Consider the following 24,530-nt stretch of genomic DNA (forward strand, 5'->3'; position numbering starts at 1 on the left):
TATTATTCAACAAATGCAGGTTCTGCATCGGTCGATTCTGAAACTGTCGCCTGTTCCGGGCCAGTTTCTTGACTATCCGAAGATTTACCGGCACCGCCAGTAATGAACTTCGTCACTAAATCTTCAATTTCCATAGTGCCTTGGGTATTGGCAATCTGAGCGCCACGTTGCAAATAGTTCAGACCACCACCTGGAATAATTTTCAGGTATTTTTCACCCAACAATCCATTGGTCGCAACCATAATATAAGCATCTTCATCAATATTAGTGATGGATTTCATGTTAGCTAAGAGTTGTTTTTCCATGTCTTTTTGTTGCTCAGGAGTGGCCGCAGTATAGTCCGAACTATAACGTAACTCTTCCAGTGCTTCCTGCTGGACCTGCTTCAACTGCTCAGGATTAAACGAGGTCAATGAGCCATCCAGAGTCATATGCACGGTCGCCAGACGGGTTACAGGGTCTAGGGTAATTTCATCCACCTGCCCCACTTTCACTCCACTTAATGCCACTTTGGCACGTGGCTTGATGCCATTCACATTTTCAAAAGTTGCCGTCATTTTATAGCTGTCAGAAATATTGCTTCCGACTAGGCCACTGACGCGCATCGCGAGAAAAAACAAGGCAATACCAAACAAGATAACAAAAATACCAACGGCCAGCTCACTAGTACGTGATTTCATTAAACACCTCCGAACATGACCGCAGTCAACACAAAGTCAAAGCCTAAAACGCACAGTGAAGAATATACGACTGTACGCGTGGTAGAAGTTGCAATACCTTCCGATGTCGGGACGCAGGCATAACCCTGGTACACCGCAATCCAGGTGCAAATTAATGCGAATACAAAACTTTTAATAATGGTGCCATTAAAGACATCTTTATAGAATTGCACGCTGCTTTCCATGCCGCTCCAATAAGAGCCTTCATCGGCACCCAGAAAATCCACACCGACCATTTTACCGCCCATAATGCCGACTGCAGCAAAGATGACCGAGAGCATCGGCAGGCTAAAAATCCCCGCCCAAAGGCGCGGCGAAATCACCCGTTTTAAGGGATCCACCCCGATCATTTCCATACTAGACAATTGTTCAGTGGCTTTCATCAGGCCAATTTCAGCAGTCAAGGCGGAACCGGCACGTCCTGCAAACAGCAAAGCAGCGACCACAGGTGCCAGCTCACGCAGCAAGGTCAACGCCACTGCTGTACCAAGCATGGATTCACTGCCAAAAGTCGACAGAATACTGAACATCTGCAAGCCAAGCACGGCGCCAATAAACAGACCAGAAACTACGATGATCAGCAGGGATAACACCCCGACCCGATACATCTGATACACAAACAGTCTTACCCCAAGCCAGGTCGGCATTGAAAATAAAATCTGCAACAGCATCAGGGTTGCGACCCCAATCCCCTGTACACGTTCAATAACGCGTCTACCTAATGCGGCAATTGCATTCATGAACGTACCTCATCACTTAAATAAGCCCGATGACTAAATTGATAGTCGACCGGCCCTTCCACTGATCCAGTCAAAAATTGCTGCACAAATGCTGAAGGATGGGCTTTTAACTCAGCAGGCGTGCCCTCACCTTGTACTTTACCTTCTGCCACCACATAGATGTAATCGGCAATTGATAAGGTTTCTGCCACATCATGCGACACCACAATCGTGGTTAAATCCAGTGCTTCACGCAAAGAACGAATCAATCGCGTCAAAACGCCCATCACAATCGGGTCTTGTCCTGCGAAAGGTTCGTCATACATAATCAGCTCTGGGTCCAGCGCAATGGCACGTGCCAAGGCCACGCGGCGGTTCATCCCGCCCGACAATTCAGCCGGCATCATTTGTTCTGCCCCGCGCAAACCCACAGATTCTAGTTTTAAAGCGACAATTTCTTTAATCAGATGTTCTGGCAGTTTTGTATGGGCCCTAATTGGGAATGCGACATTTTCATAGACGCTCATATCGGTGAACAAAGCACCGCTTTGAAACAGCATGCCCATACGGGCACGTGCTGAAAAAAGTTCGGAACGTGACATCGAGGCAATATCTTTGCCGTCCAATAAAACCTGACCGTGCTCCGGGATCAACTGCCCACCAATCAATCTTAATAAAGTGGTTTTGCCGGTACCTGATGGCCCCATGATGGCGGTAATCTGTCCACGACGAATACTTAAACTCACGTCGTCATAAATCACACGCTCACCTCGTTTGAAGCTTAAATTCTTGACTTCAATCAACGATTGAGAGTCTCGCGCTGTTTGATTTTTCATAGCTGAGTGTATTCCTGCATTTTTTCAGCATGCATACTATAAAGGAACGAAGTTCAAAATGTTAGCATTAGAGATAGATGGGTCAATATCATTAAAAATAGCAACACCTGATGATTGAGTATATTTTTTAGAATAAAAATTTGATCAGACTGAAGTTTAGCAAACTCTGTTCAATTAAAAAAACTGTATAAATAATAAATAATATTACACAAAATCAAAGTCAAGGCGATATAGGGCATAAACACCTCCATCCGTTGAAATCCTAAAGCTAAGCCTTTCATATTATTAATTATCATAAAGCCGAGAAAAGTTGATTTAATAGACATTTTACGTTAAAAAGCAAAAAACTCAATGCATAAAAAAAACCGGTGTTTCCACCGGTTTTTTTATTTCAATCTAGAGATTGAATTAGTCGTTAAATTTACGACGTGGACGGTCTTCACCACCAAACGCTGGACGTTCAGTACGTGGTTTGTCATCAAAGCTACGACGTGGACGATCTTCACCACCAAAAGTACGCTTAGGACGATCATCAGCAAATGAACGTGCTGGACGATCACCGAAACCACCTTCACGACGTGGAGCTGGACGATCACCGTAATCACGACGTGGAGCTGAACGCTCACCTTCACGCGCTGGTTTGTAATCTACACGGTTGCCACGGTTATCATCACCCGCTGCGCGTGGTTTGTCACCAAACGAACGTTGTGGACGATCGCCGAAGCCACCTTCACGACGTGGAGCTGGACGATCACCGAAATCACGCTTAGGACGATCATCAGCAAACGAACGTTGTGGACGATCACCAAAACCGCCTTCACGACGTGGAGCTGGACGATCACCGAAATCACGCTTAGGACGATCATCAGCAAACGAACGTTGTGGACGATCACCGAAACCGCCTTCACGACGTGGAGCTGGACGATCACCGAAATCACGCTTAGGACGATCATCGCCATAAGAAGGACGTTCGCCACGTGGTTTGTCATCGAAGCTACGTTGTGGACGATCACCGCCACGACCGCCGCCGAAACTACGACCGCCGCCATCACGACCACCGCCGAAACCGCCACGACCGCCATCACGACCACGACCGCCGCCATCACGACCACGACCGCCGCCATCACGAGCACCGCGAGCAGGAGGTGGAGATGGCTCAAGACCTTCAATTTCAGACACGTTTAAACGTGCATCTAGGAAGTCTTCAAGCGCACGAATCTTACCGCGCTCACGGTAAGTCGCTAATGTAATCGCGTTACCAGTACGGCCTGCACGACCTGTACGACCAATACGGTGTACATAGTCTTCGTTTTTCATCGGAAGACCGAAGTTAATCACGTGAGAAATTGTTGGTACGTCAAGACCACGAGCAGCAACGTCAGTCGCAACTAAGATCTTTGCACGGCCTTCACGGATACTGCGTAGACGACGGTTACGTACAGTCTGTGGCATTGCACCATGAAGTGCGACAACTGATAGACCTGCTTCAGCAAGTTCTTCAGCCAACATATCAGTATCTTCTTGAGTAGAAGCAAACACGACAGCTTGATCTACAGACTCATCAGATAACCAGTGAGTTAACAATTTTTTCTTGTGTTCGAAACCATCAGTCCAGTGAAGGGTCTGAGTGATATCGGTGTTGGTAGAGTGACCAGTTTCGATCGCAATACGCAATGGATCATTCATCATGCGTTCAGCAAGCGTAACAATACGCGGTGCAAAAGTCGCAGAGAACATCAATGTTTGTTTACGGTTAGCTGCCAATTCACCAATTGCTTCTAGGTCTTCAGAGAAGCCCAAGTCAAGCATACGGTCAGCTTCATCGACGATTAATGCATCAACCATGTCAAGTTTAAGTTGACGACGGTTTACAAGATCAAGTAAACGACCTGGAGTCGCAACGACAACTTGTGCACCTTTTAATTGTTGAATTTGTTTAGCGAAAGGCATACCACCCATAATCGCAGCAACACGAACACCTTTCATATGACGAACCAATGCAATCGCATCTTGACATACTTGTTGTGCTAATTCACGAGTAGGAGAAATCACTAGGATATTCGGTTGAGTTACCGCTTTCATGCGGTCTTTAAATGAGATAAGCGAATCTTGATTTGCTAAAGCATTTAAAGTAGGTAGTAAGAATGCAGCAGTTTTACCAGAACCTGTTTGGCTTGATACAAGAAGGTCTTTACCTTCAAGTGCAGCTGGAATTGCTTGTTCTTGTACAGGAGTTGGTGTAGTAAAGCCTAAACCTTCGATCGCTTGGATTAAAGACGCATCGAGGGAAAAATCAGCAAAAGTTTTGCTCATAGAGAGTGTTCACCCTGAAGTGGGTGCTCCATTAAATAAATTACAATATGGACATCGGCAAAAAGCGGCACAGCAAATAGAGCTGAAAATTTAGGATTCAGCAGCGATCCGAATAACGTCGATGTGGATATAACGCACGTATATGATTACGGCCGCAAACCTGAAGGGAATCGCTTAAGCGATTGGGCGCGAAGGATATGTCCTCTCTATGGACAGAACGCGCAGACAATGATTAGAAGATAATGTTCAGGTAAAGAACGGAAAATTAAGTGCGTGACGAAATTATAGCAGAATATTCCACAATGTCATCAAGTTTTAAAACTAATTTGCTTTATTTGAAATTTAAATATAAATTTCATAAACTTACACATAAGAAATAAATGTAATATCTGGTATAAAAAGTCTATTTCACCCGCTTACTTGTTATTCCAAACTTTCATATCATGTTAAAAATCACTCTATGTTTACCCTTTCAGCTATTCCACCTAGCTAAAAAAGGCATCCCGAAGGATGCCTTTTTTTCAATATTAGACGCAATTCATCTAAACCCGATTATTTTGCTGCTTCACCCCAAGCAGGAACAACTGCTTGCATCAAAGGCTTAAGCATTTTCATTGAACAAGCCAAAACTTGACCATTTTCCATAGAGTCGCTACCACCACGTGCATCAACTACAGTACCGCCTGCTTCTTTCACAATCAGTTCACCCGCTGCGATATCCCAAGGCTTCAAACCAAGTTCAAAGTAAGCGTCGAAACGACCGGCAGCCACATAAGCCAAATCCAATGCTGCAGAACCTGAACGGCGATATTGCGCACCGGCTTCAGTAACATTTAACAAAGACCGGAAATGATTCTTGGCATAAGACACAACTTCGCCATTACGTTTGGCACGGTAAGCATGACCAACAGCCATAAAGGTATTTTCCATGCTGTCTTTGACATTCACACGAATACGGCGCTGGTTCATCATGGCACCACGACCACGACTGGCAGAGAATAGCTCATCTTTCACCGGGTCATAAATCACCCCGTGTTGAGTAATGCCTTTGTGCTGAACTGCGATAGAGATACAGAAATGCGGGAAACCATTAATGAAGTTTAAAGTACCATCCAGTGGATCGATCACCCAACACCAATCGGCGTCGTGACCATTACCTTCCTGATAACCAAACTCTTCACCAAGGAAACTGTGATTTTTATAGCTTTTACGTAGGGTATCGATGGTCAACTGTTCCAAATAACGGTCTACACGCGTCACCGGACCATCAATTCCTTTTTCTTCGACTTGTAGATCAAGTTTATGACGATTCTGATGCGCTTTTAAAAGCTCTTGACCAACTAACTGAGCCGCACGCGCAGCCATCACCACCATAGGTTCCATTGAACACCCACTACAAATTTAAAGAAACTGATAAAGAATAATGCATAAAAGCCCCGATATCTTAGCAAATATCGGGGCTTTTTTGGGAAAAATGTGTCTAAAATTTTTAAGAACTTATGACAAAACGCTTTGCCCTAGGGTGGACCATGCTTTATTCATCGATTTTTCAATGCCTTGTGCATCCAAACCGGCCTGCTGCAACATTTGTGCATGCGTCGCCTGTGCCATAAACGTGTCGTCCAGCCCCAGATTCAGCATCGGTTTCACAATCTGTGCTTCTGCCAGATATTCATTTACTGCACTGCCAGCTCCGCCCATCACCGCATGTTCTTCAACTGTCACAAACAGAGTGGTGCTTGATGCCAGATCATCCAGCATTCGAGTATCCAGAGGTTTGACAAAACGCATGTTCACAACACGCACCCCAACCTCATGTTTCACTGCAAAGGCTTCAGCAGCTTCTACAGCAACCTGTACCCGGCTGCCAAAAGCCAGAACAGAAATATATTCGTCATATTGTCCATTAAAACTGGCCACAATTTCCGCCTGACCGATTGGAATCTCGGCCATCTGTTGCTGGATAGCTACCCCTACACCATTGCCACGTGGATAACGCACAGCTGCCGGCCCAGGATATAAATAAGCGGTATGCAGCATTTGACGACATTCATTTTCGTCTTTGGGTGCCATGATTACGATATTTGGGATAGTGCGCATATAAGCATAGTCATAGGCACCGGCATGCGTCGGACCATCTTCACCCACCAGACCAGCACGATCAATACCGAAAGTGACATCCAGATTCTGCAAGGCCACATCGTGTACCAGCTGGTCATAACCGCGCTGCAGGAAGGTCGAATAAATCGCGACTACCGGCTTTAAGCCTTCACAGGCCATGCCCGCAGCCAGCGTAACTGCATGCTGTTCTGCAATCGCGACATCAAAGAAACGTTCCGGGTATTCTTTGGCAAATTTCACCATGCCTGAGCCTTCGCACATGGCCGGTGTAATCGCGAGCAGGCGTGCATCTTGTGCCGCTTCATCGCAGAGCCATTGGCCAAATACATCCGAGTATTTCGGCGCAGTATTGGCAGTAGCCACGGCATTAAGCTTGCTAATCGCATGATATTTAATTTGATCCGATTCTGCCGGAGCAAAGCCCTTGCCCTTTTTGGTATAGATGTGAATCAGGCGTGGGCCTTTACGCTTTTTCAGCGCTTTAAAGACATGCACCAGTTGTTTGACATCATGACCGTCATAAGGACCAAAATAATCAAAACCAATGGCTTTAAATAGGTTATCTGCTGCATCGGTCGCTGCACTATGTAAACGCGAGTTATACAGCCATTCAGGATGTGGCTGTACATAAGCCTCACCCTGCTCAGTAACATTGACGAACTCACCACGCTCCCAGATGGCCGCCAGATGCTTGGCAAAACCACCGGTGCTGCAAGAAATCGACATGTCATTGTCGTTCAGCACCACTATCAGGTCAGCCTTGTGTGCTACCGCATCATTCAAGGCTTCAAAGGCCATACCCGCTGTCATGGCACCATCGCCAATAATCGATACCACTTCACAAGGATTGTTCTGGTAGCGACGTGCCAAGGCCATGCCCAGACCGGCAGAAATCGCCGTTGAAGAGTGTCCTACCCCAAAGGTATCAAATTCAGATTCTTCACGTGCCGGAAAGGCTGCCAGACCCTCTTTAGCCCGGATAGTCGTCAGCTGTTCACGACGACCCGTCAGTGCCTTATGCGGATAGGCCTGATGACCTACATCCCAGATCAGACGGTCATGCGGGGTATTGAAGCAATGGTGCAAAGCCACTGTAAGCTCAATAACACCCAGATTGGCACCAAAATGTCCGCCACTTTGCCCGGCAGCATACAAAATGAATTGACGTAACTCATCTGCCACTTGTTCTAGCTGGCTTTGCTCGAGTAAACGTAGTTGCTCAGGATGATTGATCGTATCAAGCAACGGTGTTACAGGGCGTTGAGTTGGAATTTCTGTATACAGCATATTATGGCAAAGCCTTCTAAAGCCTGGCAATCTAAAGCTAGGTCAATGGGGAGTACCCGATCATATAGCTGAATTGTAGCAGCTTCAATTCAGCTACGCTTCTAGCGATGCAATATTAAACAATGATCTCGTCGGGGTGAAAAAATTGCAGGCTACGATTATCCTGAATAATCTTACTATTTATCAACTATTATCGTTCGCTTTCTACAAAAAAGAAAATCTAAAGCAGAATTTCGACTTTGCAATTCTACCAATGTTCAATCATTACGCTATACTTTAGCCAATTTCAGGATTTAACGGGTTCAGCTGTGCCAATCGAGTTTGTCGCAACGTCAAGATTACCTACCGCTCACGGTGAATTTAAAATTACTGTATTTCAAGACCCTAAGACTGGCGAAGAACATGTCGCACTTTCCAAAGGACTTGAAGAAGTATCCGATGAGCCTGTGGTGGTTCGTGTCCATTCTGAATGTTTAACCGGTGATGCCTTTGCTTCACTCAAATGCGACTGTGGCCCGCAATTGCAAGCAGCATTAAAGCTGATCAATGAATTAGGCCGTGGAGCCATTCTGTATTTGCGTCAGGAAGGGCGTGGCATTGGCCTGACCAATAAAATTCGTGCCTATGCCCTGCAAGATCAGGGACATGATACGGTAGATGCCAATCTGATGCTGAACCTGCCGGCAGATGCACGTCAATATGACATGTGCAGCATTATGCTGGATCATTTACAAGTGAAAGCCGTACGTCTCGTGACCAACAACCCTTCAAAAATAGAAGCCTTAAAAGCACAAGGCATTAATGTGGTGGATCGTGTTCCCCTCACAGTGGGTTTAAATCCGTTCAATGAGCAATATCTCAAAACCAAGCACGAACGGATGGCACATCTCTATCACAAGGATGATTTTTAAGGGTCTATAGCAAATCTACCCCTATCCCTCCTTGGTTAAAGGAGGGATATTCCCCTCTTTTTTAAAGAGGGGTCAGGGGAGATTAGATTGTCATTGAAAAAATCCGGTTCTCCGGCATCCGCCGCTTTAAACGTAAATCAAAAGCCATACAAATATTGCGCACAAATGGTTTCCCTTTCTCCAGAATCATGACTGACGAGTCTGTAATTTCAATCAGACCATCCTGCGCCATTTCTTCAAGCTGTTCCACCACCTCATCGATTTCAGGGAAAAGCAGCTCCGGATTTTCCCATGATGTGCTAAAGCCGCACATCAAATTCAGAATATGTTGCCGAATAATCAGATCTTCCTGGTTTAATACATGCCCTTTAAACACCGGAATTTCATTGCGCGCCAGGCATTCATAATATTCTTCAATGGTTTTCACATTCTGGGCAAAGCTGTACCAGCTGTCGCTGATCGAAGAAATACCCAATCCAATCATCACCTGGGTTTTAGAGGCTGTGTATCCCATAAAGTTGCGGTGCAATGTTCCAGCTTGAAAGGACTGGTACATCGCATCTGTTTCTAAGGCAAAATGATCCATACCAATTTCATGGTAACCATGCGCGAGTAACTTGTTTTTACCCGCCTCATAGCATTCGCGTTTAATTGCATCTTTAGGTACATCGGCGTCTTTAAAACCGCGCTGACCATTGCCTTTAATCCAGGGCACATGTGCATAGCTATATAAAGCCAGACGATCCGGCAAGAGCGAATTGGTTTGCTCAATGGTATTTAAGACATCATCCAGACTCTGAAAAGGCAAGCCAAACACCAGATCATGAGAAATCGATTCATAGCCAATTTCTCGCGCCCATTCAGTCACCTGTTTGACATGTTCATAGGGCTGAATCCGGTGAATCGCCTTTTGCACGGTTTCATTATAATCCTGCACCCCATAGCTGACCCGACGAAAGCCCAAGTCATACAATCCTTGCAGATGCTCACGCGTGGTATTGTTAGGATGGCCTTCAAAACTAAATTCATGCACAGGTGCGATGTCTGCTTTGGCCAAAATGCCTTGAATCAGTTGAGCAAGATGCTCCATTGAGAAAAAGGTCGGTGTTCCCCCGCCCAAATGAATCTCTTTAATCTGCGGCTTTTCTTGTAATAGCTCACAGTATAAATCCCATTCTTTCAGCACTGCCTGAATATAGGGTTGTTCGACTTCATGGCGTTTGGTCACGCGTTTATGACAGCCACAGAAGGTACACAGGCTTTCGCAAAATGGCAGATGGATATACAGGCTGATGCCTTCACTTTGATTGGATTCATCAAAAGATTTTTTCAGCGTTTGCTTCCATTGTTGCAGCGAAAAATTCTGATCTTCCCAATATGGAACCGTAGGATAACTGGTATAGCGCGGACCGGGAACATTGTATTTTTGAATCAGGGGGTTGACCTGTACCGACATGACACACCTATTACCATCGAGAAATGCTCAAGCCAATGAGCGCTTATTCAGTTATTGTGCTGAGCTTGAATAAAGAATTCAACCTAGCCATTTGGTCGGATTTAACAACACATTCTGCCTATGAATCCTGAAATTCAAAGCCCGGAGCGATCTATTGCATCACCAAATAGACCTTAATCTTTGACTGATTTTATGCTTTGATGTAGCTAGTTTTTATTTTCTTACGAGGCTCTGATGCAGCATCCTACATCTGCGGATATTCAACGCGTTCGTGAATTCCTCATCGACTTGCAAGCACGGATTTGTGCGGCACTGGAACAGCAGGAACGTACTGGCGGCGGCACTGCCGAATTTATCATTGATGACTGGGAACGCCCGGAAGGTGGTGGTGGCCGTTCACGCGTCTTGCAAAATGGCACCGTGATCGAAAAAGGCGGAGTGATGTTCTCCCACATCAACATTTCCAAGCTGCCTGCTTCTGCGACCGAACGCCACCCCAATATTGCCGGTGCCAAGGCGCAAGCGATGGGTGTATCGCTGGTCATCCATCCGAAAAATCCGAATGTACCAACCTCACACGCCAACGTGCGTTTATTCGTCGCAGAAAAAGAAGGTCAGGATCCAATCTGGTGGTTTGGTGGCGGTTTTGACCTGACTCCGTTTTATCCAAATGACGAAGATGTATTGTCCTGGCATCAGACAGCGCATGACCTGTGTGCACCATTTGGTGATGAGGTTTATCCAGAACATAAGCAATGGTGTGATGACTATTTTTATTTAAAGCATCGCGATGAACAGCGTGGCGTTGGCGGTTTGTTTTTTGATGACCTGAATCAATGGGATTTTGACACCTGCTTCCAGTATATACAGGCCGTGGGCAATGGTTACCTGGAAGCGATTCTGCCAATTTTCCAGCGTAATCAGGATAGGTCTTATAACGAAGCGCAGCGCGAGTTCCAGTTGTACCGTCGTGGCCGTTATGTTGAATACAATCTGGTTTATGACCGTGGCACCCTGTTTGGTCTGCAGACCGGCGGCCGGATTGAATCGATTCTGGTCAGTCTACCACCTCTCACTGGATGGTCATATCGCCCTGAGTGGAATGAAGGTTCACCGGAAAAACGTTTGACGGATTATTATCTGAAACCGCATGACTGGTTAACAGAATTGAAATCCAACGCAATGAAATGATACAAACGGCCCTCAAATAGAGGGCTGTTTTAATAGACATATCCTCTATAATGCTGCATGGAAATACTTGAAATTTACCTGATTTGATCGCAGCACCCTATCGCTACATCGATCACATTCCATTTGATGCCTAGTGAGAATAACAATGCAAAACCTTCATCCTAATCTACCTGTGTTTGCCTTTTGGCTTTTCCTGGCTCTCGCCATCAGTGCGATGAGTACCGCAGTTTTGAGTCACAATCTGTTTCTGGATGGCGCGGCCATTCTGGTAAGTATCCTGACGGTGGCTGGGGCTATTCTCAGTATGGCGCTCATGTTTGCAGAACATATTATGGATATTTGTAGTTCTTAAAATCTTGGTATTCCAGCAGAAATTAAAGATTGCGCAGGCTTTAGTCCCTGCGCTTTTTCACGTATATTGATGGGCATTTCAGCACGTGGACATTGTGAAATGCGCAAACAATTTGCCGTGATTGGCAACCCGATTGAACAGTCACGTTCTCCAGAATTGCATCACGCTTTTGCAGCAAAAACCGGGATCGATCTGAATTACAGCAAACGCCTGGCTCCACTGGATGGTTTTGAAGCCAATATTCAGGAGTTCTTTGCCAATGGTGGTTGCGGCATGAACGTCACCGTGCCATTTAAAGAACAGGCTTTTGCCCAATGCCAGGTGCTGAGTGAACGAGCCAAAATTGCCAAGGCAGTGAATACCCTGTGGTTGGAAAATGGCGTTCTGCATGGTGACAATACCGATGGTCAGGGACTGGTCGAAGCGATTCGTGCACTAGACTGGCCGCTAGAAAATACAGATATTTTAATTATTGGTGCAGGCGGTGCGACGCGTGGCGTGATTTATCCACTTGCCCAGGCCGGCGTGAAAAAAATTGTGATCGCCAATCGCACCTTGGCACGCGCGCAACAGCTGGTCGCTGATCTTCAGGATGCCGTACCGCAACTAGAATTACAGGCCATTTCCCTGAATAATCTTAAGGGTGATTTTGATCTGGTGATCAATGCTACCTCTGCCAGCCTCAGCGGAGATTCCCTGGTTTTACCGGAAACTTTACAGTTTAAACAGGCCTATGAAATGGCCTATGGCAAGCCTTCTTCCTTTCTGGATCAAGCCAAAGCACGTGGTGTACCGACATCCGAAGGTTTTGGCATGCTGGTTGGTCAGGCGATCGAATCTTTTTACATTTGGAATGGCATCAAACCGGATTTAAAAGAGTTTCTATAAGCGTCTAATCTATCCCGATAATCTCAGTTCGGGTTGCAACTGCAGCCCTTGACTGCTCTCCCGCCCCTACCTATTAAGCTAAAAGCCATGTATTGGTTTTAATGACATTTTAAGACATGCTATTTTAAGACTTAAATCTGAGCACAATTTATACAAAAGTATACTAGACAAATCACCTTTTAATTCATTAAAGTCCAATGAGATAACAATTTTCTCCTCTTCCCTCAATGTAAACGACAACCGATAAAATTCCTCCGTTTTGTTTACTTGACTTAATCATCGATTCGCTTTTCTGACATTTTTATTCACTGAATTCATCAATGTTTTTTCATCCCGAATGTGAATAATCAAAGAATCGATACAGATAATCCAAAACTACTTCAATCAGGATTAAACGCATGCCAGCATATAAAGCCCCTTTACACGACATTCGCTTCCTTATGAATGAAGTGCTTGACTACCCTGCGCACTACCAGAAATTGTCGAATGGTGAATATGCCGATGCCGACACGGTGGACATGATCTTAGAAGGTGCAGCAGATTTCTGTGAAAATGTACTGTCGCCATTAAATCAAAGTGGTGATGAAGAAGGCTGTCATTTTGAAAATGGCGAAGTGAAAACACCAAAAGGCTTTAAGGAAGCTTACGACCAGTTCGTACAAGGTGGCTGGCAAGGTCTGTCTTATCCTGAAGAATTTGGCGGCCAAAACCTGCCAATGTCTTTAAACCTGATCAAGTCTGAAATGATGGGGACTGCAAACTGGTCATTCCAGATGTATCCGGGTTTAAGTGTGGGTTGTATCAACACCATTATCCAATACGGTACCGATGAGCAGAAAAACACTTATCTACCGCATCTGGTCGCAGGAACTTGGGCGGGCACCATGTGTCTGACCGAGCCGCAATGCGGTACTGACCTGGGTCAGGTCAAGACCAAGGCAGAGCCAAAAGAAGATGGCAGCTATGCGATTTCAGGGACCAAAATCTTTATTTCTGCAGGCGAGCACGACCTCACTGAAAATATCGTGCATATCGTACTGGCACGTCTTCCGGATGCACCGCAAGGCACCAAAGGCATTTCCCTGTTTATCGTGCCAAAATTTATCGCTGCTGCAGATGGCGGAATCGGTGAACGTAATCCAGTGAACTGTGGTTCGATTGAACATAAAATGGGGATTCGCGCTTCAGCAACAGCTGTACTGAATTTCGATAATGCGACTGGCTACCTGATTGGTGAACCAAATAAAGGCTTGCATGCCATGTTCACCTTCATGAACACTGCCCGTATTGGTACTGCGATTCAAGGCATTTGTCATGCTGAGCTGTCGTTCCAGGGTGCTTTGCCGTATGCCAAGGAGCGTATGTCAATGCGTGCGCTTTCTGGTAAAAAAGATCCGGAAAAAGTAGCGGATGCGATCATTCATCATGCCGATGTACGCCGTATGCTGTTGACCCAAAAAGCCATTGCTGAGGGTGGCCGTGCCATGATTTACCATGCTGCACAAATTGCCGACAACATGAATGATGCCCTGTTGCGTGGCAATACCGCTGCCTTTGAACAGCATGATGATCACTTAGGTTTTTATACCCCAATCCTGAAAGGCTTCCTGACTGAAATGGGCTATGAAGCATCGAATCACGGTATGCAAGTCTTTGGTGGTCATGGCTATATCAAAGAATGGGGCATGGAACAGATCGTGCGTGACTCACGTATCTCAACCTTGTACGAAGGTACGACAGGTGTACAGGCACTGGATCTGATTGGTCGTAAAGTCCTGTTAACCTCGAAAGGTAAAGTCATTCGTGACTATACGGCTGAAATCCTGAAATTCTGTGGACAGAATGCACCCAATAAATACATGCGCCGTTTTGCCTGGGATTTAACCAAGCTGTGTGCACAGTGGAATGCATTAACCGTTCGTATTATGCTGGCTGCACGTAAAGACCGCGATATCGTATCTTCTGCGTCAGTAGATTTCCTGATGTTCTCTGGCTATGTAATGATGGCCTACTTCTGGGCACAGCAAGCAGCAGTCGCTTCAGCAAAACTGGCTTCTGGCGATGGTGCAGAAGTACCTGAGTTCTATAAAGCAAAAATCAAAACGGCTGATTTTTATTTCGACCGTATTCTGCCTCGCACCCAGGGTCATGCTGAAGCGATGGTAAATCCATCCAAAACCATGACTTCACTGGCACCAGAACACTTTAGCTTTGACTACTAAGCAGTAAATTGAATTGAAAAGAGCGCTTCGGCGCTCTTTTTTGTTGATGCAAATGCCTTTCTTTAACTTAAAAACCTTTCTAGATAGAAAACCTACAACTTTAATTTTATATTTTTCAACATCCTAATAAATTAGATGAATAAAATGCTTGTATATATCAAAATAAGCGGTATGATAGCCCCAACTAGAAAAATTCTTGTTTTGGTTAGTCTTCTCTTAAGTATCGCAGTTTTAGTCATAAACCTTCGTATTACAGATCAAAAAGCTCCATCCTGTTTATTTTTCAAAGTTACAGCTAGTCATCTGAAATTTTGGCTATAAATTCATACGATTCAAAAGGTTACATTATGTCTAACACAGTTAACGGTACAGTAAAATGGTTCAACGAAACTAAAGGTTTCGGTTTCATTCAACAAGAATCAGGTCCAGACGTTTTTGCTCACTTCAGCGAAATCACTGGTTCAGGTTTCAAAACTTTAGTTGAAGGCCAAAAGGTTTCTTTCAGCGTAGCTCAAGGTCAAAAAGGCCCTACAGCTGTAAATATCGTTGCTCTATAATTCAGAAGCAAGATATTGAAAAAAAGCACTCTTAGAGTGCTTTTTTTGTGCCTGAAATTTCGCTAATTCAGCTCTAGCTTTTAAAGATTATTTGGTTGATCTAAAAACCGGTGTGCTCTATGCCAAGCTAAAAATTCCTGATCCGGCGCAAAACATTTTGGTACTTCTATGCGTTTACCGCTATAAGGCTTAAGATAAGCATACAGACTCGCATCTTGTTTTGCTTGTTCAGCAACACACATTTGAAATGTTCATCAATACTTATAAATCCCTGATCAAAAGCTTGATCCAATAAAGAAGATAAACAAATCCCATTTTTTGGGTTTTTGCGTTGTGCATGATTTTCTGACCAAGGCACAATATGAGAAGCAACTAAAAATGCTTTGGTTTTAATGCCAGAAATTGCACAGCGATATTGATAATTAAGTTTAACTTGTAAAGCAAATTCTCTTTGTGCTGAACCTCGAATTTTAACCTCAGCATGTTGATCTGTTACGCTGTAATCTATAATTTCTTGACAAAGCCGTGTATCTAACCGTAGCTCTGGTGTTTCTCTTGTCTGTGCTAATTGCAGCAGCTGCCAAAAATCATCTGCTGTGATTTCATTCATGCCATATTGTTGAAAGAAATGTTCCCAACCGTTACCGCGCGATTTAAAATTCCATTGAAAATCTGTTAAATCCGATTGCAGAATAGGATCGATAAAACGTATGCCATCTACTACTTGAGCGAATACTGGTTTAGTACGGCGTTTCTGATGATCTTGAGGAGCAGCTGTGTTAGCAACAATTTTTGCTATGCGACCAGCACCATAAAGATAAAATTATTTTTTAATCTCAGAGGCTTTCTGAGGTCGGCGATATAGAAAGAAATCCCCTTCCCTGACTCGATTATATTTAGACTGATCCCAATGATATTCTTCAAAGTCTAGATCCCCATAGACCAGATGATCAGCTTTACTATCGAAAATAAAAAATCGCGTATCACTTAAATCTAATTTTTGAAAAGCCCACAATCTATCCACTTAACCATCCCTAATAAATTATAATATTCATATTATTTAATTCTTGAATATTCTCAGAAATATTAGAAACAAGAAAGCCAGAGTGTCGTTTTAAGCCTTTTATTTTATACAATAAAAAAACCCTCATAAATCTATATGAGGGTTTTGCAAAAAATGATCAGCAAATTAACATCAGTTAAAGAAACTCTTCCAGTACCGAATTTAAAAAGATATGGCCCTGCTCGGTACATGAAAGCCGTTTTGGATCATCGACCATTAATTTTCTTTCACCTAAAGAGCTCAGTAACTCATGTAAAGTATCTAAACTCAAACCGGTACGTTCGGCATAGAGTTTGGCTTCCACACCCTGATTTAACCGCAGCGCATTCATCATAAACTCAAATGGCATATCAGCCTCCTCAATGCGTTTAAACTGCAAATGCTCGGCAGGCACTTTGGCTAAGTAATCCTTCGGTAGGCGGGTTTTCTGGAAACGGTAGATCCCATCCGGCTGTGTCACTTTGCCATGCGCACCCGCACCAATCGCCAGATAATCGCCAAACTGCCAATAATTCAGGTTATGCGCTGAAGGCAGTTCTTTACGCCAGGCCGAAACTTCATAATTGATAAAACCCTGCGCTTTTAGGTAAAGCTCGCCCTGCTCCTGAATATCTTCCAGCACATCATCTACCGGTAAAACAGGCTGAGTCCGGAAAAATACCGTATTCGGCTCAATCGTGAGCTGATACCAGGAAATATGCGTAGCGCCATTTTCTACCGCGAGTTTTAAATCATGCAAAGCCTGCTCCAGAGTCTGTTCAGGCAAACCATGCATCAAATCGACATTAATACGCTCAAACCCGGCTTCACGTGCCAACCCAATCGCAGAGATCGCATCTTCATTGCTGTGAATCCGCCCCAGACGTTTAAGATGATCCGTATTAAAACTCTGTACCCCAATCGACAGACGATTAATGCCGGCCTGCAAATAACCTGCAAACGGATCATGTTCTACTGTACCGGGATTGGCTTCCAGAGTAATTTCACAGCCTTCGGCAAAGGGAATGATCGCTTTGAGCTGATCAAATAACCATTGATAGCCAGGAGCAGAAATCAGCGACGGCGTACCGCCACCAATAAATACGCTGTGAATCGGACGGCCTTGGGCAAAATCGACCTGAGTTTTAAAGTCTTCAACCAATGCACGTAAATATTCCTGTTCCAATTCCAGAGATAACTGGCCATCAGGCACAGCATGCGAATTGAAGTCACAATAAGGACATTTGCGCACACACCACGGCATATGAATATATAAGGACAAAGGGACAACAGCAGGATTTAATTCAGCCAAAGAACTACTCAAAAACGATTACAAGATATAGCGGAATTTTAACATGACTCGGCAGCAACACTGCTAAAATTAAAACCACCCCAAGCCCCTACCTAAAAACTCAAATAGAATTAGACAGTTAAAATTATGAAAATATCTTCTCAACTGATTATTTTACTTCCCTTAGTCTTTGCAATTGGTATTTTACTGACGCTACAGACGGCAATTAACACGCAACTGAAAGAATATTTATATTCTCCTATTCAAGCTGCATTTTTTTCCTTTTTGATTGGTACAATAGTGCTCGCCGTAATCGTACTTTTTCAGTCCAATCCCAAACCCGGTTTGCAGGAATTGATCAGTATTCCCTGGTATTTATGGCTTGGGGGAGTCGTGGGTGTATACGCGATTAGCATGAGCATTTATGCAGCGCCCAAACTTGGCTTTTTGGTTCTGTCCGGTCTGATTATTTTTGGTCAGATGGTGATGTCGATGGTGGTCGATCATCTGGGTTTATTGGGCAACGAAAAAATGCCGATGAACTGGCAACGTCTTTTAGGCGGCGGGGTAATTTTTATTGGTGTGCTTCTCACTTTACAACGCTAAACCTTCTATTTAAGCACATGATCACGATGAGTAATTTTTGTGTCGAATGTTTCACCAGTTACGACCTTTGGTTTTGAATTAAAAAAACTTTTTTATCTGATGTTGCCCATTCTGGTGACCCAATTCTCTCAGGCTGGTCTGGGCCTGATTGATACCATTATGGCCGGTCACCTGTCTGCTACCGATCTTGCCGCGATTGCAGTCGGAGTAGGACTCTGGATTCCGGTCATGCTGCTGTTTAGTGGCATCATGATTGCCACTACACCATTGGTGGCTGAAGCAAATGGTGCACGCACACCCGAAAAAATTGCCACAATTGCACGTCAGTCGCTTTGGGTCGCATTGATCCTGGGGATCATTGCGGGTCTTATATTGCAACTGTTACCCGCTACTTTGCCATTACTGGGCGTACCTGAAAGCTTGCAGCCCAAAGCAAGTTTATTCCTGCATGCCATTGGTTTTGGCATGCCTGCTGTGACCATATATGCGGCCTTACGCGGCTATTCAGAAGCCATTGGCCATCCGCGTCCGGTGACTGTCATCAGCTTGGTGGCGCTGGTGTTGCTGGTTCCGCTGAACTATATCTTTATGTATGGGATTGGCCCTGTTCCGGCCTTAGGCAGCGCCGGTTGTGGTTTTGCCACGGCGATTTTGCAGTGGTTAATGGTCATTACTCTGGCGTTGTATATCTTTAAAAACAAAGCCTATCAACGTACCCAGCCATTTACCCACTGGGAAAAAATCAACCCGGAATGGATAAAACGTATTTTGCAGCTTGGCCTGCCAATCGGATTGGCAATTTTCTTTGAAGTCAGTATTTTTAGTACTGCGGCGATTGTGCTCAGCCCCCTGGGAGAAACTATTGTTGCTGCGCATCAGATTGCCATTTCCGTAACGTCACAGCTGTTCATGATTCCCATGTCACTGGCGATTGCCCTGACCATTCGGGTTGGTACCTATTATGGCGAACAGAACTGGCAAGCCATGCGCAAAGTGCAATATCTCGGCCTGATCACTGCCACTATTCTGGCGATCCTGACCATGATTCTGCTTTGGGTTTTCCGTAATGAAATCGTGGCGCTCTATACGTCAGATATGATTGTGACCCAAATTGCGGTTTATCTAATTCTGTTTGCCATTGCCTATCAATTGATGGATGCCTGGCAGATCAGTGCGGCAGGTTGTCTACGCGGCATGCAAGATACCAAAGGACCCATGTGGATTACCATGCTGGCTTACTGGGTGATTGCTTTCCCGGTCGGGGTATATTTCTCGCGCTTTACCGACATGGGTGCGGCCGGTGTGTGGGTCGGCCTGATCGTGGGTCTGAGTGTTGCCTGTGTACTTTTGCTGGCTCGGTTATATGGCAACAATAAACGCTTAAGTCTTGGTCACTAAATACGTTCAGTTGATTAACTTAAGCTAGAAAATGCGCTGTGATTAAAGATCCAGCGCATTTTTTAATCCTTCTGGAATCTCCGATTCGTCCGCCACGTCTTTAATCACCACTTGCCCCACAATCACCTCAGTACCATTAAAAGTCATGGTCGGTGACCCATATAACTCATAACCTTCATTTAAGGCACGGGTCACCCTCGCACAAAAATGTACATCATCCCTACCCGTAAAATATCGATAGACTTTCATTGAATTTTCTTCCTTACAGCATTCCGTTTATTTTAAGCTTTTGGCCATAAAACAATATTCAGAATTAGTACTCAGCCTTATCTAAAACGATGATGTATTCCGGCATATTCTTATAGTTCAAACCCAGGAAATAAAGATAAATCTTTTAACGAATCAAAGATGATGCATTAAAGATGGAGAAGCTGAAGGAAATCACAACACAACCTCTACAATTAAATCTAGGCAATTCAACCTTTGTCACCTATGATCAAATATATCAGCTCATTTTTGGTTTCAAGGAATCTCGCATGGCAAAAACGGCTAGCACACCCGGTCGTCGCTTTATGAAACTTGCCGGAATGACCGCAAGTATTGCAGGTAAAACCCTCTCTAATTCCATTAAAAATCTAACTGCCGATGAAGAGCAGAAAAATACTGCACGTAGCAAATTATTTCAGGATATTGGTGTACAGATTGCAGATACCTTGGGGGAGATGAAAGGCGCGGTCATGAAAGTCGGCCAGATTGCCTCGCAGTATAAGGATGTTTTTCCTCCAGAAGTCGCCAAAGCCATTGCCAAGTTACAACGGCAGGCACCAGCGATGCCGTTTAAAGAAATTAAGGCACAAGTAGAAAAAGAACTGGGTAAACCCTTGCAGCAGCTTTTCCAGCAGTTTGATGAACAGCCATTTGCTGCTGCCTCGATTGGTCAGGTGCATAAAGCCACCCTGCCGAATGGCCAGCAGGTTGTGGTCAAGGTGCAATATCCTGGTGTCGATGAAGCTTGCGGAAGCGACCTGAAACAGGTTCGTCTGGCACTACGTATGATGGGTGTATTAAAGATTGATCGTAAACTTCAGGATCAATTATTTAAAGAGATTCAGCATAGTCTGGACAATGAGCTCAATTACGAAATTGAAGCCCAGAATCTGGAAATCGCCCGTACTTTCCATGAATCCCTGGACAGTAAAATTGTGATTCCACAAGTCTTTCATGAGTATTCCTCACGGCATATTCTGACCTTAAGTCAGGAAATGGGTGAAAGTATTGAAACCGCCAGCACTTGGCCACTCGAGACCCGCAATGCCTTGGGTCGCCGCCTATTTCGTGCAATTGGTCAGGAAATCTTTTACCTGAAACGCTTTCACTGCGACCCGCATCCCGGCAATTTCGCCTTCCGTGAAGATGGCTCTGTGATTGTTTACGATTATGGTGGCGTCAAAACTTTGTCGACTGAAGTGATTGAACATTTCAAAGAGCTGATCCATGCCGCACGCGAGAAGAATATTCCCGTGATCGAGCAACAGTTAGAGGCACTGCATTCCTTGACAGAAACCGGAAAATTCCCGACTGAATTGTATGAACAATGGCTGGAAGTGCTGATGCGCCCTCTGGTCACCAACTATGATTTTGCTGAAAACTCGGCCCATCATGATGGCATGGAACTGTTGAAACCGTCCTTAAAATATTGGGATGTATTTAAGCCCTCTCCTGATACCTTAATGGTGAACCGGACGATTTCAGGACAATACTGGAACCTGATTCATCTTAAAGTACATGATGACTTAAGTGATATATTTGAAGAACTGGTACCAAGTCGGAGCTAAATAGAGACGATAGGCTTACGTGATGTAACCCTAAGTTACTAGAAAGATTAAATGTTACATTATAACTTTTAATCAAGAATCATGAGGAAATTTGATATGCGTCCAGATATCCATCCCGAGTATCGTGAAGTATTATTCCATGATACCAATGCCGATGTTTATTTTATGATTGGCAGCACAATGAACTCGAGTCAGAGCAAAGACTATCAAGGTAAAACATACGCTTATATAACACTAGATATTTCAAGTGCCTCACATCCCTTCTATACGGGCGAGCAACGCCAGACCAGTAATGAAGGACGTGTGGCAAGCTTTAACAAACGTTTTGGCCGCTTTAAACGTGGTTAAAATGAAAACCGTCGATTACCCTAATCTTTAAATCGTGGTTTATGTCAGGAAATCACCTCCAGTTTCCTGACTTTTTTATGTGCTTATTTTAGCTCTGTGCTAATACCAGTGAAGTCAAATAAAAGCCCAACGCCAAAACAAAAATGCCGATGATTAAGCTGGATAATGCATATAATAGTGCCACGCCTAGAGCGCCTTGTTTTAATAATAGAAAGCTTTCCAGGCCAAAACTGGAAAAAGTGGTAAAGCCGCCGAGAATACCTACCATTAAAAACAGACGAACTTCCTGTTGCAGTATCGGATATTTCTGGCTACAGGCAAAAAAAATCCCGGCACATAGACAGCCTAAAATATTGATCCACCAGGTAGGCCAGGGAAATTGCAGCTGTGGTTTTAACAGCAAGAGTCCTGCTGCATAACGCAGACTAGCACCGATTGCCCCCCCCATTGCCACCCAAAGCCAGCTCATATTCTTTCCTATTTTATCAATTCATCAGGTTTATTTTATCCAAAGCTTCGTGTTCAGCATGGATAGTTTTCATTATTATCTTGAACTGAAAATCAATCAAATGCCATGGAACTTCGCAAGAAAATTGCTATATTCATCACATCAAATTCTCATTGATGCACAGGAAAAAGAATATGGCACAGGATCTATTGGCACGATTGGCAGCAGGCGAAGCAAAATTTGCAGATGTGATTGCTTATATCGAATCGCGTTATACCCATGCACCGACTGCGTTTAAAAATGGTCAGCAGAATAATGCAGCAACAGAAAACCAGGGCAGTGCCAAAGTCTTTTCTTTTGCACAATTAAATGGTCTGGATCAGGCACAGACCTTAAGTCTGTTTGCCGAGCACTATGCTGCTGTACAAGCGACGCCTGAAGCAGCTGACCATCAAAATATCCGCCAGTTTATGTTAAACGGCTGGGATGGGATTGTCTTTGAAGGTCAGGCCTTAATTGCCAAATAATTCCGAAACAGATAAAAAACCGCTCATAGGAGCGGTTTTTTTATAGAACTCAGAAGCATGCATAATGATGTTTTTAGCTTTTACCCACTCTTTCAATCCACTTGATTGAGCTGACCCGGAACACTTCACAGGCGCCGTCACCGGTATCTGTAGGGGTCAACGACGACGTCCAGACCAGATCTTTATCACGAACTTCAACCAGTTCCCCTTGCATACGCACCAGATCGCCACGCTTCACCTTTTTAATTGCCTTGGCAATTTCAGGATTAGCAGGAATGATGTGCATATTGGATACCATCTGTTTGGCTTGCTCTACGGGCACCGGTATCCGATCCATTTTCCAGTTCAGATAACGGTCATATTGATTGACCGTAATGTGCCGGGCAATTTCAGGTTCAGCAAACAGCCCCCAACTCACCGCATAATCAATCGGAGAAAATTTGGCCTGTGGATCAGAGCTATAGACCTTGGAGCCCAAAATACGGAAATCACCTTTAAAAGGCTGGAGCACTGAAATTGACTGGCCTTTAACCACGGGTGGTAAACCTTTCGCAATATTGTGTTCGACCGAACTATAGCCAGAAATGGGCAGCAACAGGCCGGCCAGCAAAGCGTAACGTTTAAAGTACTTGAACATAATTTCTAATCTAATCCTATCGAGTTGATCAAACGTTTTAAGGATATCTTCCTTGATATTACGTATTTTTTAATGAATAAACAGTTGAACTTGGTAACAAACTGAACATATTTGGTCAGCTCGAGATATGCCCGTGATTTTATTTTTCAGTTAAGCTAGACCCTGTTCCCCCCAAATTAAAATAACTCAGATGCTATATAAACTTTATCAACAACATATCTTTCCACATCTTTTGAATCAGGTGATGCAAACACCATCCTTGATGGACTTACGCCGTGAATTGCTGTTGGGTGTATCGAATGAAGTGCTGGAAATTGGTTTTGGTACCGGGCTGAATCTTCCTTTTTATCAATCGGTTGGCAAAATCTATGCGCTGGAGCCGAATCCGGCGATTTTCAAACTGGCAGAAGTGCGAATTCAGCAGGCTGCATTTCAGGTAGAACATATTCAGGCCCGTGCAGAAGCATTGCCTTTTGCAGCGAATAGCCTGCAACACGTGGTCTCGACCTGGACGCTTTGTAGTATTCCTGACCTGGAACAAAGCCTGCAGGAAATTTATCGTGTGCTACAGCCGGGTGGTACTTTGCATGTGGTCGAACATGTCCTGAATCGGAAAAATTTAAATATTCAGCGCCTGCAACATTTGTTCAACCCCATTCAGAAGAAAGTCGCAGATGGCTGTCATCTGAATCGGGATATTGAAACCGCCTTGCTGGAAACCGGTTTTGAAATAGAAAGCTTGAATTACATCGATGCAGCAGGTATACCCAAGATTGGTCAGCATATGCTGTTGGCTCGACTGCGTAAGCCACAAGGCTAACTCCCC

General features: G+C 44.4%; 24 protein-coding genes. 12 read left to right on the forward strand and 12 right to left on the reverse strand.

The features are described from left to right. Nucleotides 1–2: 2 nt before the first annotated feature. The 6 genes from KUG37_RS04020 to dxs form a co-directional block, all read right to left on the reverse strand. Nucleotides 3–680, reverse strand: a complete 678-nt coding sequence (locus KUG37_RS04020; protein ID WP_216934520.1) for an outer membrane lipid asymmetry maintenance protein MlaD — start codon at nucleotides 678–680, stop codon at nucleotides 3–5. After that, nucleotides 680–1,459: a lipid asymmetry maintenance ABC transporter permease subunit MlaE gene (gene mlaE / locus KUG37_RS04025; RefSeq protein WP_216934517.1), complete on the reverse strand. Its 780-nt coding sequence runs from the start codon at nucleotides 1,457–1,459 to the stop codon at nucleotides 680–682. The genes KUG37_RS04020 and mlaE overlap by 1 nt, the downstream gene beginning before the upstream one ends. Further along, a complete protein-coding gene (locus tag KUG37_RS04030) occupies nucleotides 1,456–2,274 on the reverse strand; it encodes an ABC transporter ATP-binding protein (RefSeq protein ID WP_216934516.1) in 819 nt (272 codons plus the stop codon). The genes mlaE and KUG37_RS04030 overlap by 4 nt, the downstream gene beginning before the upstream one ends. Before the next feature lie 408 nt (nucleotides 2,275–2,682). Beyond that, entirely contained in the window at nucleotides 2,683–4,587 is a 1,905-nt protein-coding gene (locus tag KUG37_RS04035) for a DEAD/DEAH box helicase (protein WP_216940196.1), read from the reverse strand. 552 nt (nucleotides 4,588–5,139) lie between these two features. After that, entirely contained in the window at nucleotides 5,140–5,970 is an 831-nt protein-coding gene (locus KUG37_RS04040) for an inositol monophosphatase family protein (protein WP_216936983.1), read from the reverse strand. A gap of 114 nt (nucleotides 5,971–6,084) precedes the next feature. After that, on the reverse strand, nucleotides 6,085–7,995 hold the full coding sequence (gene dxs / locus KUG37_RS04045; RefSeq protein ID WP_216936982.1) for a 1-deoxy-D-xylulose-5-phosphate synthase: 1,911 nt from the start codon (nucleotides 7,993–7,995) through the stop codon (nucleotides 6,085–6,087). A gap of 308 nt (nucleotides 7,996–8,303) precedes the next feature. On the opposite strand from dxs, the gene ribA reads away from it, so the two are divergent. Next, nucleotides 8,304–8,906, forward strand: coding sequence for a GTP cyclohydrolase II (gene ribA, locus KUG37_RS04050; protein ID WP_216936986.1), 603 nt, complete (start codon nucleotides 8,304–8,306; stop codon nucleotides 8,904–8,906). Between the two features lie 82 nt (nucleotides 8,907–8,988). Here ribA and hemN read toward each other — a convergent pair whose 3' ends face one another. Continuing rightward, nucleotides 8,989–10,362, reverse strand: a complete 1,374-nt coding sequence (hemN, locus tag KUG37_RS04055; protein WP_216936981.1) for an oxygen-independent coproporphyrinogen III oxidase — start codon at nucleotides 10,360–10,362, stop codon at nucleotides 8,989–8,991. Nucleotides 10,363–10,596: 234 nt separating this feature from the next. Between hemN and hemF the strand changes: the two genes are divergently transcribed. From hemF to KUG37_RS04080, 5 genes are all read left to right on the forward strand, one after another. Next, entirely contained in the window at nucleotides 10,597–11,553 is a 957-nt protein-coding gene (hemF, locus tag KUG37_RS04060; RefSeq protein WP_216936980.1) for an oxygen-dependent coproporphyrinogen oxidase, read from the forward strand. A gap of 145 nt (nucleotides 11,554–11,698) precedes the next feature. Continuing rightward, the gene (locus KUG37_RS04065; RefSeq protein ID WP_216936979.1) at nucleotides 11,699–11,905 is read left to right on the forward strand and encodes a hypothetical protein; all 207 of its coding nucleotides are present in this window, start codon (nucleotides 11,699–11,701) and stop codon (nucleotides 11,903–11,905) included. A gap of 99 nt (nucleotides 11,906–12,004) precedes the next feature. Beyond that, nucleotides 12,005–12,793 (forward strand): shikimate dehydrogenase, encoded by a 789-nt coding sequence (aroE, locus tag KUG37_RS04070; RefSeq protein WP_216936978.1) that lies wholly within the window; start codon nucleotides 12,005–12,007, stop codon nucleotides 12,791–12,793. 398 nt (nucleotides 12,794–13,191) lie between these two features. Further along, entirely contained in the window at nucleotides 13,192–15,015 is a 1,824-nt protein-coding gene (locus tag KUG37_RS04075) for an acyl-CoA dehydrogenase C-terminal domain-containing protein (RefSeq protein ID WP_216936977.1), read from the forward strand. A gap of 347 nt (nucleotides 15,016–15,362) precedes the next feature. Continuing rightward, on the forward strand, nucleotides 15,363–15,572 hold the full coding sequence (locus KUG37_RS04080; RefSeq protein WP_004281542.1) for a cold-shock protein: 210 nt from the start codon (nucleotides 15,363–15,365) through the stop codon (nucleotides 15,570–15,572). A 166-nt stretch (nucleotides 15,573–15,738) separates the two neighbouring features. Here the strand turns inward: KUG37_RS04080 and KUG37_RS14685 are convergent, their stop codons facing one another. Together KUG37_RS14685 and hemW are read right to left on the reverse strand one after the other, a co-directional pair. Continuing rightward, nucleotides 15,739–16,182 carry an HNH endonuclease gene (locus tag KUG37_RS14685; protein ID WP_254202602.1) on the reverse strand — a complete coding sequence of 148 codons (444 nt, stop codon included), beginning with the start codon at nucleotides 16,180–16,182 and terminating at the stop codon, nucleotides 15,739–15,741. A 589-nt stretch (nucleotides 16,183–16,771) separates the two neighbouring features. Continuing rightward, nucleotides 16,772–17,926, reverse strand: coding sequence for a radical SAM family heme chaperone HemW (gene hemW / locus KUG37_RS04090; protein ID WP_216936976.1), 1,155 nt, complete (start codon nucleotides 17,924–17,926; stop codon nucleotides 16,772–16,774). A gap of 126 nt (nucleotides 17,927–18,052) precedes the next feature. Here hemW and KUG37_RS04095 point away from each other — a divergent pair, with 126 nt between their 5' ends. Continuing rightward, the gene (locus tag KUG37_RS04095) at nucleotides 18,053–18,511 is read left to right on the forward strand and encodes a DMT family transporter (protein ID WP_216936975.1); all 459 of its coding nucleotides are present in this window, start codon (nucleotides 18,053–18,055) and stop codon (nucleotides 18,509–18,511) included. Nucleotides 18,512–18,550: 39 nt separating this feature from the next. After that, nucleotides 18,551–19,909 carry an MATE family efflux transporter gene (locus tag KUG37_RS04100; protein ID WP_367947482.1) on the forward strand — a complete coding sequence of 453 codons (1,359 nt, stop codon included), beginning with the start codon at nucleotides 18,551–18,553 and terminating at the stop codon, nucleotides 19,907–19,909. A gap of 42 nt (nucleotides 19,910–19,951) precedes the next feature. On the opposite strand, the gene KUG37_RS04105 is transcribed toward KUG37_RS04100, so the two are convergent. Then, complete coding sequence (locus KUG37_RS04105) at nucleotides 19,952–20,158, reverse strand: DUF1737 domain-containing protein (RefSeq protein ID WP_216936974.1); 207 nt, start codon at nucleotides 20,156–20,158, stop codon at nucleotides 19,952–19,954. 287 nt (nucleotides 20,159–20,445) lie between these two features. Here KUG37_RS04105 and KUG37_RS04110 point away from each other — a divergent pair, with 287 nt between their 5' ends. Both KUG37_RS04110 and KUG37_RS04115 read left to right on the forward strand, forming a co-directional pair. After that, the gene (locus KUG37_RS04110; protein ID WP_216936973.1) at nucleotides 20,446–21,744 is read left to right on the forward strand and encodes an AarF/ABC1/UbiB kinase family protein; all 1,299 of its coding nucleotides are present in this window, start codon (nucleotides 20,446–20,448) and stop codon (nucleotides 21,742–21,744) included. A 96-nt stretch (nucleotides 21,745–21,840) separates the two neighbouring features. Then, on the forward strand, nucleotides 21,841–22,092 hold the full coding sequence (locus KUG37_RS04115; protein ID WP_216936972.1) for a type B 50S ribosomal protein L31: 252 nt from the start codon (nucleotides 21,841–21,843) through the stop codon (nucleotides 22,090–22,092). Nucleotides 22,093–22,180: 88 nt separating this feature from the next. On the opposite strand, the gene crcB is transcribed toward KUG37_RS04115, so the two are convergent. Continuing rightward, nucleotides 22,181–22,561, reverse strand: a complete 381-nt coding sequence (gene crcB / locus KUG37_RS04120; RefSeq protein WP_216936971.1) for a fluoride efflux transporter CrcB — start codon at nucleotides 22,559–22,561, stop codon at nucleotides 22,181–22,183. A 173-nt stretch (nucleotides 22,562–22,734) separates the two neighbouring features. Between crcB and KUG37_RS04125 the strand changes: the two genes are divergently transcribed. After that, entirely contained in the window at nucleotides 22,735–23,067 is a 333-nt protein-coding gene (locus KUG37_RS04125; protein WP_216936970.1) for a HopJ type III effector protein, read from the forward strand. A gap of 73 nt (nucleotides 23,068–23,140) precedes the next feature. Here the strand turns inward: KUG37_RS04125 and KUG37_RS04130 are convergent, their stop codons facing one another. Then, the gene (locus tag KUG37_RS04130) at nucleotides 23,141–23,704 is read right to left on the reverse strand and encodes a hypothetical protein (protein WP_216936969.1); all 564 of its coding nucleotides are present in this window, start codon (nucleotides 23,702–23,704) and stop codon (nucleotides 23,141–23,143) included. 190 nt (nucleotides 23,705–23,894) lie between these two features. Here KUG37_RS04130 and KUG37_RS04135 point away from each other — a divergent pair, with 190 nt between their 5' ends. Beyond that, a complete protein-coding gene (locus KUG37_RS04135) occupies nucleotides 23,895–24,524 on the forward strand; it encodes a class I SAM-dependent methyltransferase (RefSeq protein WP_216936968.1) in 630 nt (209 codons plus the stop codon). Nucleotides 24,525–24,530 lie beyond the last annotated feature (6 nt).

The sequence above is a fragment of the Acinetobacter sp. BY419 genome (genome assembly GCF_019038395.1).
Lineage (GTDB): Bacteria > Pseudomonadota > Gammaproteobacteria > Pseudomonadales > Moraxellaceae > Acinetobacter.